Source organism: Kitasatospora sp. NPDC056273 (assembly GCF_042268845.1).
Classification (GTDB): Bacteria; Actinomycetota; Actinomycetes; order Streptomycetales; family Streptomycetaceae; genus Kitasatospora.
The window spans coordinates 120,979-135,027 of sequence record NZ_JBHJSJ010000014.1; the positions used below are offsets into that span (position 1 = coordinate 120,979).

16 protein-coding genes and 1 riboswitch are annotated in these 14,049 nt (G+C 74.2%); of the genes, 10 read left to right on the top strand and 6 right to left on the bottom strand.

Features of this window, described 5'->3' with window-relative positions:
• Window positions 1-138 precede the first annotated feature (138 nt).
• Window positions 139-1,584 (bottom strand): MFS transporter, encoded by a 1,446-nt coding sequence (locus tag ACFCY1_RS15475; RefSeq protein ID WP_375874874.1) that lies wholly within the window; start codon window positions 1,582-1,584, stop codon window positions 139-141.
• Window positions 1,585-1,706: 122 nt separating this feature from the next.
• On the opposite strand from ACFCY1_RS15475, the gene ACFCY1_RS15480 reads away from it, so the two are divergent.
• A complete protein-coding gene (locus tag ACFCY1_RS15480; RefSeq protein ID WP_375874875.1) occupies window positions 1,707-2,252 on the top strand; it encodes a winged helix-turn-helix transcriptional regulator in 546 nt (181 codons plus the stop codon).
• Window positions 2,253-2,358: 106 nt separating this feature from the next.
• Here ACFCY1_RS15480 and ACFCY1_RS15485 read toward each other — a convergent pair whose 3' ends face one another.
• The 4 genes from ACFCY1_RS15485 to ACFCY1_RS15500 all read right to left on the bottom strand — a co-directional run bounded on the left by ACFCY1_RS15485 (window position 2,359) and on the right by ACFCY1_RS15500 (window position 6,560).
• Window positions 2,359-3,549 carry an alpha/beta hydrolase family protein gene (locus ACFCY1_RS15485; protein WP_375874876.1) on the bottom strand — a complete coding sequence of 397 codons (1,191 nt, stop codon included), beginning with the start codon at window positions 3,547-3,549 and terminating at the stop codon, window positions 2,359-2,361.
• Between the two features lie 149 nt (window positions 3,550-3,698).
• Window positions 3,699-4,439 (bottom strand): hypothetical protein, encoded by a 741-nt coding sequence (locus ACFCY1_RS15490; RefSeq protein ID WP_375874877.1) that lies wholly within the window; start codon window positions 4,437-4,439, stop codon window positions 3,699-3,701.
• A 497-nt stretch (window positions 4,440-4,936) separates the two neighbouring features.
• Complete coding sequence (locus ACFCY1_RS15495; RefSeq protein ID WP_375874878.1) at window positions 4,937-6,001, bottom strand: serine hydrolase domain-containing protein; 1,065 nt, start codon at window positions 5,999-6,001, stop codon at window positions 4,937-4,939.
• Window positions 6,002-6,146: 145 nt separating this feature from the next.
• Complete coding sequence (locus ACFCY1_RS15500) at window positions 6,147-6,560, bottom strand: HIT family protein (protein ID WP_375874879.1); 414 nt, start codon at window positions 6,558-6,560, stop codon at window positions 6,147-6,149.
• Window positions 6,561-6,743: 183 nt separating this feature from the next.
• On the opposite strand from ACFCY1_RS15500, the gene ACFCY1_RS15505 reads away from it, so the two are divergent.
• Window positions 6,744-6,932 (top strand): DUF1508 domain-containing protein, encoded by a 189-nt coding sequence (locus ACFCY1_RS15505; protein ID WP_049651337.1) that lies wholly within the window; start codon window positions 6,744-6,746, stop codon window positions 6,930-6,932.
• Window positions 6,933-7,166: 234 nt separating this feature from the next.
• On the opposite strand, the gene ACFCY1_RS15510 is transcribed toward ACFCY1_RS15505, so the two are convergent.
• Window positions 7,167-7,871 (bottom strand): MSMEG_1061 family FMN-dependent PPOX-type flavoprotein, encoded by a 705-nt coding sequence (locus ACFCY1_RS15510; protein WP_079272680.1) that lies wholly within the window; start codon window positions 7,869-7,871, stop codon window positions 7,167-7,169.
• A 195-nt stretch (window positions 7,872-8,066) separates the two neighbouring features.
• Here ACFCY1_RS15510 and ACFCY1_RS15515 point away from each other — a divergent pair, with 195 nt between their 5' ends.
• The 8 genes from ACFCY1_RS15515 (at window position 8,067) to ACFCY1_RS15550 (ending at window position 14,017) form a co-directional block, all read left to right on the top strand.
• A complete protein-coding gene (locus ACFCY1_RS15515) occupies window positions 8,067-8,414 on the top strand; it encodes an antibiotic biosynthesis monooxygenase (protein WP_049651338.1) in 348 nt (115 codons plus the stop codon).
• A 202-nt stretch (window positions 8,415-8,616) separates the two neighbouring features.
• A riboswitch (FMN riboswitch) is annotated at window positions 8,617-8,744 on the top strand.
• 222 nt (window positions 8,745-8,966) lie between these two features.
• Window positions 8,967-9,722: a riboflavin synthase gene (locus tag ACFCY1_RS15520; protein WP_375874880.1), complete on the top strand. Its 756-nt coding sequence runs from the start codon at window positions 8,967-8,969 to the stop codon at window positions 9,720-9,722.
• Entirely contained in the window at window positions 9,719-10,366 is a 648-nt protein-coding gene (locus ACFCY1_RS15525) for a nicotinamide mononucleotide transporter family protein (protein ID WP_049651339.1), read from the top strand. The genes ACFCY1_RS15520 and ACFCY1_RS15525 overlap by 4 nt, the downstream gene beginning before the upstream one ends.
• A gap of 5 nt (window positions 10,367-10,371) precedes the next feature.
• Window positions 10,372-11,655, top strand: coding sequence for a bifunctional 3,4-dihydroxy-2-butanone-4-phosphate synthase/GTP cyclohydrolase II (locus ACFCY1_RS15530; protein ID WP_049651350.1), 1,284 nt, complete (start codon window positions 10,372-10,374; stop codon window positions 11,653-11,655).
• 48 nt (window positions 11,656-11,703) lie between these two features.
• Window positions 11,704-12,177, top strand: coding sequence for a 6,7-dimethyl-8-ribityllumazine synthase (gene ribH / locus ACFCY1_RS15535; RefSeq protein ID WP_049651340.1), 474 nt, complete (start codon window positions 11,704-11,706; stop codon window positions 12,175-12,177).
• A gap of 112 nt (window positions 12,178-12,289) precedes the next feature.
• Window positions 12,290-12,562, top strand: coding sequence for a phosphoribosyl-ATP diphosphatase (locus ACFCY1_RS15540; RefSeq protein WP_049651341.1), 273 nt, complete (start codon window positions 12,290-12,292; stop codon window positions 12,560-12,562).
• Window positions 12,563-12,619: 57 nt separating this feature from the next.
• The gene (gene hisG / locus ACFCY1_RS15545; protein ID WP_049651342.1) at window positions 12,620-13,468 is read left to right on the top strand and encodes an ATP phosphoribosyltransferase; all 849 of its coding nucleotides are present in this window, start codon (window positions 12,620-12,622) and stop codon (window positions 13,466-13,468) included.
• Window positions 13,469-13,576: 108 nt separating this feature from the next.
• Entirely contained in the window at window positions 13,577-14,017 is a 441-nt protein-coding gene (locus tag ACFCY1_RS15550; RefSeq protein WP_049651343.1) for a PH domain-containing protein, read from the top strand.
• Window positions 14,018-14,049 lie beyond the last annotated feature (32 nt).

The following is a 14,049-nucleotide window of genomic DNA, read 5'->3' on the forward strand; positions in this document are numbered from 1 at the left end:
GTCGTCCAGAACGTCAACCGTTGCCGACAAAACCGGTGCCTGTGTTGCCACAGGTGGGGAGGCGTTTCGGCTGCCGCGGCGGAAGTCGGCTTGGCCGACTTCTGGTGTCTCGCGGGGGTGGGAGGGGGGTCTGGTGGCTCACGGGACGGGGGTGGGGTGGGTGGTGCGGGATTCGGTGGTGTGGGCGGCGAGGGCGAGGAGGGCGCCGAGGAGGCAGAGGGCGGCGGCGGTGAGGGTGGCCCGGTCGGTGCCTGCGGCGAGGGTGTGGGCGGTGGGGTGGGGGGAGCCGGCGACGGTGACGGTGAGGGCCACGCCGAGGGCCGAACCCAGGTAGCGGGAGGTGTTGTTGGCGCCGGAGCCCATGGCGGCCCGGTGTGCGGGGACGCTGCTGACCGCGAGCCGGGCGAGCGCCGCGTTGAGGATGCCGCTGCCGATGCCCGCGACGGCGAGTCCCGGGGCCAGTCGCAGCCAGGACGAGCCGGGGGTGAGCCCGTACAGCGCGGCCTCGCCGGTGCCGCAGACGAGCAGGCCGAGGGCGACCTGGGCGGTGGCGGGCAGGCGGGTGGCCAGGTGGCGGGCCTGGAGCGCGGAGACCACCGAGAGGCCCGACCACAGGGCCAGCACGCCGGCCGCGGCCGGGCCGGACAGGCCGAGCACGCCCTGGAGCAGGGTGGGCAGGTAGCTCATGAAGCCGACCAGGGCCAGCCCGGTGAACAGCGCCCCGCCGGTGGCCGCGATGAAGCCGGGGCTGCGGAACAGGGCGAGGTCCAGCATCGGCTCCCGGACCTTCGCCTCGACCATGGCGAACGCCGCCAGCAGCAGCACCCCGCCCGCCAGCAGCGCCACCACGGCGGGCTGTCCCCAGCCGCCGCGGCCTTCGGCCAGTCCGGCGATCAGGCAGGAGGTGCCGGCGGCGAGGGTGAGCACCCCGTACGGGTCGAGGGCACGCGGGCGTTCGGCCCGTGACTCCGTGAGGACCCCGGCGGCGCAGCCGGCCACCACGGCCGCGGCCACCGCGATCCCGCCGCTGACCGCGCGCCATCCGGCCCACTGCTGGACCAGGGCGCCGTACACCGGCCCGATCGCGATGCCCAGCCCGACCGCCGCGCCCCAGACGCCGAGCGCCCGGATCCGGCCGGGCCCGGGCGGGTGGGCGTGGCTGATCAGGCCGAGCGCGGGGGCCAGGACGGCGGCCGAGGCGGCGCCGAGGAGCACCCGGGAGGCCAGGTAGACGGCGCCGCCGGGGGCGAGGGCGGCCAGCGCCTCGGCGGCGGCGAACAGCAGCACGCCGAAGGTGAAGACCCGCTTGCGGCCGTGGTCGTCGGCGGCGCTCCCGGCGGTGAGCAGCAGCGCCGAGATGCCGACCAGGGTGCCGGTGAGGATCCAGGTGCGGCCGGAGGCGCCCAGGTGGGCGGCCTGGGCGGTGGCGGCGAGCGAGGCGGTGGGGGCGGTGTACGCGACGGTGGTCAGGGCGGTCGCCGCCGCGGTGGTCGCCAGCGTGGCCCCGGGCCGGACGCGCGGACCCGGGGCGGTGGGGGTGGCGGGGGAGGAGGCGGGTGAGGAGCCAGGTGGTGCGGGGGGCATGGGTGTTCCCTCCGAGGGCCGGACCTTCATGGTCTGGTGAATGAACCTTCGTCTCGAATGGCACGCTACCACCGCTGGTCTGTTCATTGAACCCACTAGGGGGGTGGACTAGGCTGACGCCCATGGCCCTGGGAACCGACTACGAACTGCAGGAGTGCGCGCTGGCCCGCGCCCTGGAGGTGGTCGGCGAGCGCTGGAGCCTGCTGATCGTGCGCGACGCGTTCTACGGCGTGCAGCGCTTCAACGACTTCCTCGCCCACCTCGGCATCCCGCGCGCCGTCCTCACCTCGCGCCTCAACGCCCTGGTCGCAGCCGGGGTGCTGCGCAAGGAGCCGTACCAGCAGGCGCCGCTGCGCCACGGCTACCTGCTGACCAGTACCGGGCTCGAACTCTGGGGCCCGCTCTACCAGTTGAGTCGCTGGGGCGGCCGGCACGCCACCGAGGGGGGCCCGTACCACCTCTTCGCGCACGCCGTCTGCGGCACCGACCTCGACCTCGTCGGCGTCTGCCCGGCCTGCGGCGGCGGGCCCGTCCCGCCGACCGTGGTCGTCATGCGCCCCAACCCCGCCCGGGCCGGCGGCCACCGCGAGGACCCGGTCTCCCGCGCCCTGGTCCGCCCCCACCCGCTGCTCGAACCGATCGCCTCGGCGGCGGTGCTGCCCGGCTGACCGTCGGCAGAGCGCCCGTACGCCGACGGGGCCGCCGGCGCGCTGCCGACGGCCCCGCCCCGGGAGCCGCTGTCACTCGGAAATCGCTGTCATTCGGGGACGGCCATCAGGGGGTGAACCGCACCTCCGGGTTGGCGGCGCTCGGCCCGTCGAGCAGCGGCTGCGGGACGCCCTTCAGCTGGAGGTCGAAGAACGCCCCGACGTACTGCCGGGTGAGGGCGACGGCCCGCTGGCTGCCGATGGTGGTGTCCGGGCCCTTGGGGAGGCCGAGCCCGTCGAAGAAGAGCGGGAAGTCGGTGAAGCTGCCGTGGTCGGTGCCGTCGACGGTCAGCCAGCGCTTCCAGCCGTCCAGCCGGGGCCAGCTCCTGAGCCAGCTCTCGTCCTCGCCGCCGCCGGGCAGCGGGTGGCCGATCATCAGGTACGGCTTGCCCTTGATGCCGGACTCGGGCACCAGGTAGTCCATGGTGCCGTCCAGGTCGACCCCGGCCCGGATCCGGTCGTCGGTGAGCAGGGCCGGGACGGTGGCGGCGCCACCGGCGGAGTGCCCGGCCATGGCGATCCGGTCGCGGTCGATCAGCCGGGCGTAGCGCCAGGCCGGGTGCGGGCGGTCGGTCAACTGGTCGATGACGAAGGAGACGTCCTTCGCCCGGCTCGCGTCCAGGGCCTCCCAGGCCTCCTGGGTCCTCAGCGTCCCGCACACCTCGCAGGGGAGCGTCCGGCCGTCGGGGAAGGTGGTCCCGGTGTTCTCGTAGGTGTGGTCGACCAGCGCGACGACGTAGCCGCGGCTGGTCAGGTCCTCGGCGAGGCTGCTGAGCGTGGCGCGCGGCATGGTGAAGCCGGGCGACAGGACCACCAGCGGGTAGTGGCCGCCCTGGGGGCGGGCCCCGGACTCCGCCCACGTCCGGGTGCCGGACACCGCCTCGGTCGGGATGGTGTTGCCCGGCAGCTTCCCGTCCAGCAGCGCGCGGGCGGCGGCGGGCGTCATGTACGGGGCGGGGGTGCCCGTCCCGGCGTGCGCGGGGTAGTACATCGAGACCATCAGCTGGCGCGGACCGGCGGCGGGCACCCACGGGTCCGGACGGTTCTGGTCCACGAGGTGCAGGACCTCCTGCCCGACCGCGTACGGCCCGGCCGGGCGGGGGAGTTCGACCTGGGCGGCGGCCCGGGTGGTCGGGTTCGCGGGAGCGGTGGCGGAGTTGGCGGGCGCGGCCGCCAGGGCCGGCGCGGCGGCGGCGACGGACAGCGGCAGCGCGAGCAGCAGGGCCGCAGCGGCGGCGGTCGTACGGAGTCGGCTCATGTCAGCGACCGTAGGCCGCCCGCCACGGAACTGACGTCCACTCAGCGGCGTACTGATCCCTTCCGGAAGGCGCTGTGGGGCCCCCTAGGGGACGGGCCTGGGCGGACCTGCGGGAACCTGCACCGGGGCTGCTCGGCCCGGGCGGGCCGTCAGCCGGTGGAGGCCGTCCGTAGGTCCTCCAGGAAGCCTGCGGCCGCACGGGCGTTGGGCACCAGGAAGGTGAGCGGGAGACCGGCCGAGTGCGTCCGGACCTCCAGCTCGCCGAGGGCGGAGGCCCGGGCCGAGTGCACCTCCGGCCACCGGTAGGCCTCCGTCGCGGCGAGCGGGTGCGGCGGCCGGTGCACCAGCCCGCCGGCCGTCACCGTCAGTCGCCCCCGGACGAAGCGGACGCTCCCCTCCGCGCGCAGCGTCTCGTGCAGGGCGGCCCGGAGCCCGGGGGAGAGGCGCTCCTCCAGCTCCCGGAACAGCCTGCCCAGCCCGCCCAGGTGCGCCAGCACCAGCGGCTCGTCCGCGCCCGCCGGCCATATTCGCCCGTGCTCGTACTCCCCGTGCGGACCTCCCGGGGAGTACTCGGTGGCCTCCATCGCGCGCCAGGGCAGCGGCTCCTCGCCGCCGCCGGCCGAGACCAGCACCAGCCCGCCCTCGTGGACCCGTACGGAGCGCAGCCCGGGTGTGGGCCGCAGCCGCTCGTACCCGCTCACCGCCACCACCGCGGCGGCGGCCAGTACGGGCGCGGGCCACCACTCGCCGAGCGCCAGACAGACCACCACGGAGACGGCCACCCCGAAGGAGTGCAGCCACACCCGCGCCGGCCAGGACAGCGGCCGGAACCGTCTGTGCACCCGCAGCACCGGGCCCAGTCGACCGGCAGCGCCGGCCACATCGGCCACGCCGGCCGCACCAGCCACGCCGGCCGCACCGGCAGAAGCGGCCAGGTCGGCAGAACCGGTCGCACCCGCCGACCGCACCCGCGTCGGCGACCACGTCACCGCCACGTCGGCCCCCTTTCACTCGGCTCAGTCGGAGGGCTCCCCCAACGGAACCGCGACTTCCAGAACCCCAGCATCGACCGCGCGCCGCCCCCGGCGACAGTGCCAATCAGCACCTTTTGGCCTGGTTCGACCCCGCCATCATCGCGCCCCGGCCGCAGCGGCCCGCCATGGGGGTGGGGACGAACGGCCCAGGTGCCCCGGGCGGGGCCGCAACGCCCGCCCGGGCGCCCGCACCACCGTCATGCCGAGCTCCCTCCGCTCCGCGGCAACCCCTCGGGAGGGCCGCAACCATCGGATGCCCAGGATCGACTCCTCACCGCGCCCGCCGACAGTGCCGATCGGCACATTCCGACGGAAATCCCCCGCCGTCACCGCCGGAACCCCCGCCACCGCCCTCACCCCGTCGTCGCGAACCCGTTCTGCAGCCCGCGCAGCAGCGCCGTGCCCGCCGGATCGACCGACCGGCGGGTGTTGGCCAGCACCACGGCGCCGACCCGCTTCTCCGGGTCGAAGGCCACGAACGAACGGAACCCGCCGGTGCCCCCGTTGTGCCAGATCTGGAGGTGCCCGCCCTGCTGGGTGTGCAGCCGGTGCCCGAGCCAGCCCAGGTGCGTCCAGGCGAAGGGGTTGACCCGGTGGCGGGTCTCCCGGGTGAGGGCGATCGCGGCCGACAGCGGCGCCTCCGGCTCGCGCCCGGCGGCCAGTTGGGCCCGCAGGAACACCACCAGGTCGGCGGCGGTCGACCGGAGCCCGCCCATGCCGGGCACGGCCCCGAAGCTCCAGTGCGGCACCGGCCGGCCGCCCGGCGTGTGCCCGTGTGCCAGCCGCGCGGACTGCTCCTCGTCCGACCGCACGCAGGTGTCCACCAGGCCCAGCGGTGCGCAGACCTCGCGCGCCACCAACTCCTCGTACCCGACGCCGGACCGCTGCGCGAGGGCCAGGCCGAGCAGCCCCGCGCCGAGGTTGGAGTAGCGGAAGCCGCGCCCGGGCGCGGTCCGCAAGCGCGTCCGCGCGAGCCCGTCGAGCACCCGCTCGGTGGTGCAACCGGCGTACGGATCGGGCTTGTTGGGGGACAGCAGTGACTGCGCCAGCATGCCCCGGGGCAGCCGGGGGAGCCCCGAGGTGTGGGTGGCGAGGTGCCGCAGGGTGATCGGCTGCGGGCCCCTGGCCGGGACGACGGCCCGACCGCCCGAGGCCCCCGTGAGCACCTCGGCGAGCGGTTCGTCCAGCCGGACGGCTCCGTCGAGCGCCAGCCGTGCGAGCACGAGCGAGGTGAACACCTTGGTGACGGAGCCTATGTCGAACAGCGTGTGCGGCCCGGGTATCCCACCGCCCGGACCGGTCCGCCCGGCACCCCGGATCTCCACGTGGTCGCCGGCCAGCCCGGCGACCACCGCGCCGACGTGTCGGCCCGCGAGCCGGTCGGCCGTCTGCTGCACGAGACAGGCGAGTTCGTTCATGCTCGCGAGCCTAGGCGCCCCGTTCGGCCGGATCGTCCGCCCGGAAAACGATATCGACCCCGCCGATGCTCCTGCGGAGGTACGACCCCCCGTCGCCCCCCCGCGCGATCCCCACGGCAGGGCACGGAGCCGGAGCCCCGCCCCGTCACCCCTCCAGCGCCTCCCGCAGCCGGGCCGCGACCTCCGCCGCCCCCGCCTCGTCCGGATACCGCCGCCGGGGCCAGAAGAACCCGCGCAGCCCGTCCTTCGGATTGCGCGGCACCACGTGGACGTGCAGGTGCGGCACCGACTGGCTGATCCGGTTGTTCGCCGCCACGAAACTGCCCGCCGCGCCCAGCCCGCGCTCGACGGCCCCCGCCACCCGCTGCACCCGCAGGAAGAACGGCCCGACCTCGGCCGCGGGCAGGTCGGCCAGCGTCGGGTGGTGGGCGCGCGGCACGACCAGGACGTGCCCGGGGAACAGCGGCCGGCGGTCCAGGAAGGCCACCGCCACCTCGTCGTCCAGCACCCGGTGCGCCGGCTCCTCGCCCGCCACCACCGCACAGAAGACGCAGTCCATCCGTCCATTCAAACCACCGGCCGGCCGCCCCGGCACCTCCGCAAACCCCGGTGGGCCCGGCATCACCCGTCCGGCCGCCGCCCGGGTGCGGCCTGGGCGGTGCCGGGCGCACGGTGGCGCCGGGGGCCGGACAGCGGGCGCATCGAGCGCTCCACGAGGAGGCCCCGCGAGGAGGTGGCCCCGATGTCGGGCAAGTTCGAGGTCTATCAGGACGCCGGTGGCAAGTACCGGTTCCGGCTCAAGGCGGGCAACGGCGAGATCGTCGCCACCGGCCAGGGCTACGCCAGCAAGGACGCGGCCCACAAGGGCGTCGAGGCGGTCCAGCGGGCCGCCGACGGCGCGCCCGTGGTGGACCTTCCCAAGGCGGCCTGAGCCCAACGCCGCCCGAACCCGAGGCGGCCTGAGCCCACCGCCGCCTGAACCCAAGGCGGCCTGAGCCACGGGGCGGCCGGAGCCCCGAGGCTCAGGCCGGGCGCGCGGCCCGGCGCCCGACCCACCGGGCCGGCCGCCGGGCACCTCGCCGAGCACCTCGCCGGGCACCCGCAAAACCGACCGCCGGACACTCACAGCGAGACGGGGACCCCGAGCGGAGAAGTCCCCGCTGCCTCACTCGTACCGGTACAGCAGCGCCTCCCGCTCGATTTGCTCGATCATCTCCACGGTCAGCGACTCGTCCCGCAGGTGCGAGAGCGTGACCTCCGCCGAGCTCGGCTGCTCGTCCTTGGCCAGCCAGTTCTCCGGCTTCCACGCCGAGGAGCGCAGGAAGGCCTTCGGGCAGTGCCCGTACACCTCCTCGACGGCGACCACGATGGCGCTGCGCGGCGGCTTGCCGACGGCGGTCAGCTGCCGCAGCAGCTCCGGGTCGGTCGAGACGCAGGCCCGCCCGTTGACCCGCAGGGTGGCGTCCCGGCCGGGGACGACGAAGAGCAGCCCGACCCGGCCGGTCTCCAGGATGTTGTGCAGGGTGTCCAAGCGCTTGTTGCCGGTGGCGTCCGGAATGGCCAGGGTGTACTCGTCGAGCACCGAGACCAGCCCGGCCGGCCCGCCGCGCGGGGAGACGTCGCAGCGCCCGGCGGCGTCCGCGCTGGCCACGAAGACCAGCGGGGAGCAGGCGATCAGGCGCTGGGCTACCTCGTGCAGGTGGTCGACCTGCTTGCGGCGCGCCTGGTCGCCGGGCTGCTCGTAGATCTCGCGCAGCTGGGCGGGATCGCTGAGCGCGCCCGCGTGGAGGGCGTCGAACAGGCTGCCCGGCCGGTTCGGCGCGGTGGTTGCGGTGGTTGACGAAACGACAGATTCCGGTGTGGTCGTCATACCGGGAATGTAGCCGAGGCCGCTCGGCGCACCCCGTTCCCCGGGCCCCGGCAACCCTCCGTGAAATTCCGGCCCCACCCCTCCCCACCAGCGGTTTTCCGCTCATAATGGGGGCCAGGGACCACTGGCTCGGGGCTCGCCGGGCGGGGACCGCCGGGTCAGTGGTCAGCGCGTCCGGGCGAGGGATGCCCGGGCGTGGGACGCCAGCCGCAGCCGGAGGTGGTGGTCGTGATCGTCAGGATCTGGGCCGGGCAGGTCTCGGCCGGTCGCATCGAGGAGTTCTGCGCGCACCTGGCCGCCCAGGTGATCCCGCAGCTCGGGCGGACCGACGGCTGCCTCGGCGGCGAGCTGCTGCGCTCGGTGTCCGAGGACGGGCACCGGGTGCTGGTGCTGAGCCGCTGGCGCGACGAGGAGGCGCTGCGCGGGTACGCGGGGCCGATGTGGCGGATCCGGCCGGTCTGGTCGGAGGGCGAGCTGAGCTACCTCGCCCACCCGCCGGAGGTCACCCACTTCACGTCGATCACCGCCCCCGCGGCCCTCTGAGCCGCGGCCCTCCGAGCGCATGGCCCGCCGAACACGCGCACCCCCGCGCACACGGCCCTCCAACGTACGCTCGCCCCCCGGCGGAGCCGCGGTAGCACCCCGCCGCGCATTCCCCGCAAGCCCGTGAAACAGACCACAGCCGGAGGCCCTCCCTGCCCTTGCGCCGACCGTGGCACAATGACGGCATCAAGCAGTGACGTTCAGCGCACTCCGGGGTCGGTGAAAATCCGAACCGGCGGTTACAGTCCGCGACCCGTCCGCAGCCAGCGGCCGGTTGACCAGGTGAAATTCCTGGACCGACGGTTAAAGTCCGGATGGGAGGCGTGCGCGGGCGGACGAAGAGCAGTACCCGTGGGTCCACTGGCAGGAGACTGCCTCCCGGCCCCGGTCAGGTGAACGACGGGAGCGGTGTCTCCCGTGCCGGGCGAGCGATCTCCCGGTGGCCTCGGCATCCCCGGCGACGGGTGTGTCCCGGGTCCGTGCGCCGGTGCCCGTCCGTGTCATCTCCCATGCCGCCCCGGAGTCCGCGCCCCAAGCGCGAGGAGAACCCGGGTGTTCACCGGCATCATCGAAGAGCTCGGCGAGGTCGTGTCGATCGAGGAGATCGGCGACTCCTCGCGGATCCGCCTGCGCGGCCCGGTGGTCTGTACGGGTGCTCGGCACGGCGACTCCATCGCGGTCAACGGCGTGTGCCTGACCGTTGTCGACAGCCCGGCGGAACTGGCCGCCGGCACCGGTGAGTTCAGCGCCGACGTGATGGCCGAGACGCTGCACCGCTCCAGCCTCGGCGAGCTGGCGCCCGGCTCGCGGGTCAATCTGGAGCGCGCCATGGCGCTCGGCGCCCGGCTGGGCGGCCACCTCGTCCAGGGCCATGTCGACGCCACCGGGCGGCTGTTGAGCCGCGAGCCGGGCGAGCGCGACGCGGCGGGCGAGCTGCGCTGGGAGGTGCTGCGGTTCTCGCTGCCCGGCACGATCTCCCGCTACCTGGTGGAGAAGGGCTCGATCACGGTCGACGGCGTCAGCCTCACCGTGGTGGAGGCGGCCGCGGACAGCTTCACCGTCAGCCTCATCCCGACCACCCTCGCGCTGACCACGCTCGGCGCCAAGGCCGTCGGGGAGGGCGTCAACCTGGAGGTGGACGTGCTCGCGAAGTACGTCGAGCGCCTCCTGGAGTCCCGCACCCTGCCCGACTTCCCGAACCTGTCGAACCTGCCGAACCTTTCCAACCCGCCCCACCCGTCCGACCTTTCCAGCCTGTCCACCCCGTCCGGCCTGCCGGTCGACGGAACCCCGGGGGAGTCCGAGTGAGCTGGCTCAGCGGCGAGGCGTTCACCGTCCTCGGCGAACACGTCAAGTGGGCCGACATGTTCGGCAACATCCTCGGCCTCGGCGGGCTCGCGCTCGGCTGGCGCCGCTCGGTCTGGAGCTGGCCGGTCCAGCTGCTGTCCGGCGCGGTGCTGATCGCGGCCTACCTCGGCGGCCACGTCCCCGGCCTGATCGGCAAGCAGCTGATCGTGATCGTCACCGCCGCCTGGGGCTGGGCGCAGTGGCAGCGGGGCCGCCGCGAGGGCGGCACGATCGCCGTACGGTTCGCGAGTTGGCGCGAGCGGATCGCGCTGGCGGCGGGTACGGCGGCCGGCACGGTCGCGCTCGCCCTGCTCTTCACGTCCTACCCCAGCCTGTCCTGGAGCCCCTGGTCGGACGCCTACGTCTTCGTCGGCACGCTGGCCGCGATGGTCGCCCAGGCCCGCGGCTGGGTGGAGTTCTGGTTCGCCTGGATCGCGGTCGACGCGGTCGGCGTGCCGTTCGCCTTCAACAGCGGCTACACCTTCTCCGGCCTCACCTACTCCGTCTACTTCGTCCTGGTGCTGCTCGGCCTGCGGTCCTGGTGGCTGAGCACCCGTGAGCCGCGCGCCAAGTCCGCCACCGTCCCGCAGGGAGCCACGGTATGACCGAGATGACCGAGAACCAGTCCAGCAACGGGGCCACCGGGCCCGACTCCGACCCCGAGCTCGTCCTCGACCCGGTCGAGCGGGCGATCGCCGACATCGCGCTCGGCCGCGCCGTGGTCGTGGTCGACGACGAGGACCGCGAGAACGAGGGCGACATCGTCTTCGCCGCGTCCGCCGCGACCGCCGAGCTGATGGCCTTCACCGTCCGCTACAGCTCCGGCGTGATCTGCGCCCCGATGACCGGCGAGGAGCTGGACCGCCTCAAGCTCCCGCCGATGACCCAGGTCAACGAGGACCGCAAGGGCACCGCGTACACCGTCTCGGTGGACGCCCGGGAGGGGGTCGACACCGGCATCTCCGCCGCCGACCGCGCCCGCACCGTACGGCTGCTCTCCTCGCCCGGCACCGAGCCCGGCGACCTCACCCGCCCCGGGCACGTCTTCCCGCTGCGCGCCGTCGAGGGCGGCGTGCTGGTCCGCCCCGGCCACACCGAGGCCGCCGTCGACCTGGCCCGGCTCGCCGGGCTGCCGCCGGCCGGCGCGATCGCCGAGGTGGTCAACGACGACGGCACCATGGCCCGGCTGCCCGAGCTGGTCGCCTTCGCCCGCGAGCACGGCCTGGCGATCATCTCCATCGAGGACCTGATCGCCTACCGCCGCCGTACCGAGCTGCACGTCGACCGGGCCGCCGCCACCGGCCTGCCCACCGTGCACGGGGAGTTCACCGCCGTCGGCTACCGGGGGACCATCGACGGCGTCGAGCACCTCGCGCTGGTGGCCGGCGGCCTGGACGCGGAGGGGCGGCTGCCGGACGGCGAGGACGTCCTGGTGCGGGTCCACTCCGAGTGCCTGACCGGTGACGTCTTCGGCTCGCTGCGCTGCGACTGCGGCCCGCAGTTGGAGGCCTCGCTGCGGCGGGTCGCCGAGGCCGGGCGCGGCGTGGTGCTGTACCTGCGCGGCCACGAGGGGCGGGGGATCGGCCTGGCCCACAAGCTGCGCGCGTACGAGCTGCAGGAGCGGGGGCGGGACACCGTCGACGCCAACCTGGACCTCGGCCTGCCCGCCGACGCCCGCGACTACAGCATCGCGGCCCAGATGCTGGTGGACCTCGGCGTCCGCTCGCTCACCCTGCTCACCAACAACCCGCAGAAGCTGACCGCGCTCACCGAGCACGGGCTCAAGGTCAAGGGGCGCGAAGCGGTCGAGATCGCGCCCGGCGAGCACAACCTGCGCTACCTGCGCACCAAGCGCGACCGGATGGGCCACGACCTGCCCGGCCTCGGCTCCTGAAACCGCACACCTCAGAACCAGCGACGACACCAGAGAACGGAAGAGAACATGAGCGGTCACGGAGCCCCCGAGCTGACCATCGACGGCGCCGCCGGCCTCAAGGTCGCCGTCGTCGCCGCCCAGTGGCACGACACGGTGATGAACGGCCTGCTGGACGGCGCCCACCGGGCGCTCAAGGAGCTGGGCGTCGCCGAGCCGACCGTGCTGCGGGTGCCCGGCACCTTCGAGCTGCCGGTCGCCGCCAAGCGCCTCGCCGAGCGCGGCTACGACGCCGTGGTGGCCCTCGGCGTGGTGATCCGCGGCGGGACCCCGCACTTCGACTACGTCTGCCAGGCGGCCACCAGCGGCCTCACCCAGGTCAGTGTGGACACCGGCGTCCCGGTCGGCTTCGGCGTGCTGACCTGCGACAACGAGGAGCAGGCGATCGACCGCGCCGGCCTGCCCGGCTCCGCCGAGGACAAGGGCCACGAGGCCGTCACCGCCGCCGTCGCCACCGTCGTGGCGCTGCGCGCCGCGCTCTGACACGGGGCCGCACCCGGTCCGTCCGGTCCCGGAGCGCGGACGTCCACCCGACTGTCCACGCTCCGGGACCGTTTACCGTCCGTCCGCCCGCACGCCGTAAGGTGGCCCCATCATGGCTTCGAAGACATTCGAGGAGCTCTACGCCGAGCTCCAGCAGAAGGCCGCCACCGGCGACCCCTCGTCCTCCCGTACCGCGCAGCTCGTCCAGCAGGGCGTCCATGCGATCGGCAAGAAGGTCGTCGAGGAGGCCGCCGAGGTCTGGATGGCCGCCGAGTTCCAGACGGACGAGCAGACGGCGGAGGAGATCTCGCAGCTCCTCTACCACCTCCAGGTGATGATGATCGCCCGCGGACTGACGCTCGACGACGTCTACAAGTACCTCTAGACACCCCCGCTCTCCCGAGCACCCCCATCCTCCGAACAGGTAAGGAAGCAACCTCCCATGCTGCGCATCGCCGTCCCCAACAAGGGTTCGCTCTCGGGTCCCGCGGCGGAGATGCTCCATGAGGCCGGCTACCGCCAGCGGAAGGACCCCAAGGAGCTCGTCCTCGTCGACCCGAACAACGAGGTGGAGTTCTTCTTCCTCCGCCCGCGCGACATCGCGGTGTACGTGGGCTCCGGCCGCCTCGACGTCGGCATCACCGGCCGCGACCTGCTGCTGGACTCGCACTCCAACGCCGAGGAGGTGCTCGCCCTCGGCTTCGCCGGGTCGACCTTCCGCTTCGCGCGCCCCGAGGGCGTGGACGTCGAGGACGTCAAGGGCCTGGAGGGCCTGCGGATCGCCACCTCGTACACCGGCCTGGTCGAGCAGCACCTGGCCGACCACGGCGTGAAGGCGACGGTCACCAAGCTGGACGGCGCGGTCGAGACCGCGGTGCAGCTGGGCGTCGCCGACGTGATCGCCGACGTGGTGGAGACCGGCACCAGCCTGCGCAACGCCGGCCTGGAGGTGTTCGGCGAGCCGATCCTGGTCTCCGACTCCGTGGTGATCCGGCCCAAGGGCGCGGGCGAGGACACCCGGGTGGAGCAGTTCCTGCGCCGCCTCCAGGGCGTGCTGGTGGCCCGCCGCTACGTGCTGATGGACTACGACATCCGCGCCGAGAAGGTCGGCGCGGCCGTCGCGCTCACCCCGGGCCTGGAGTCGCCGACCGTCTCGCCGCTGCACACCGAGGGCTGGGTCGCGGTCCGGTCGATGGTGCTCCGCAAGGAGGCCCAGCAGATCATGGACGACCTCTGGGGCATCGGCGCCCGGGCCATCCTGGTCACCAACATCCACGCCTGCCGCCTCTGACCCGCCCGCCCGAGCGCGGGTAAAGAACGGTTCAATGGGGCGGGGACGCCGGTCGGCGTCCCCGCCCCGCCGCGCTGCCGCCCCCAGAACCACCCCCGGAGAACCCACGTGTCCACGCCGTCCGTCCAGTTCCCCGTCACCTGGGCTCCGCGCCGCACCCGCGCCGTACTGCTGCCGGTCTGCGTGCTGATGGTGGTGCTGTTCTCCGCGATGGCCGTGCTGCTCCCGGAGAACTGGCAGCTCAACGACCGGATCATGATGACGGCCAGCGGCCTGCTGTTCGCCGGCGTCGGCCTGATGCTGGCCCGCCCCAAGGTGAGCGCCGACGCGGAGGGCGTGACGGTGGTCAACTTCGTCCGTCGGCGCCGGCTGGCCTGGGCCGAGATCGTCCGGGTCAACTTCCGCCAGGGCGACCCGTGGGCCACCCTCGACCTCGCCGACGGCACCTCGCTCGCCGCGGTCGGCATCCAGTCCGGCGTCGGCAAGGACCAGGCGATCGCGGACGCCCGGGCGCTGCGCGACCTGGTCGAGCACCACGCCCAGGCCTGAGCCCGCTCCAGGGCCTGAAAGCCTGCACCGGG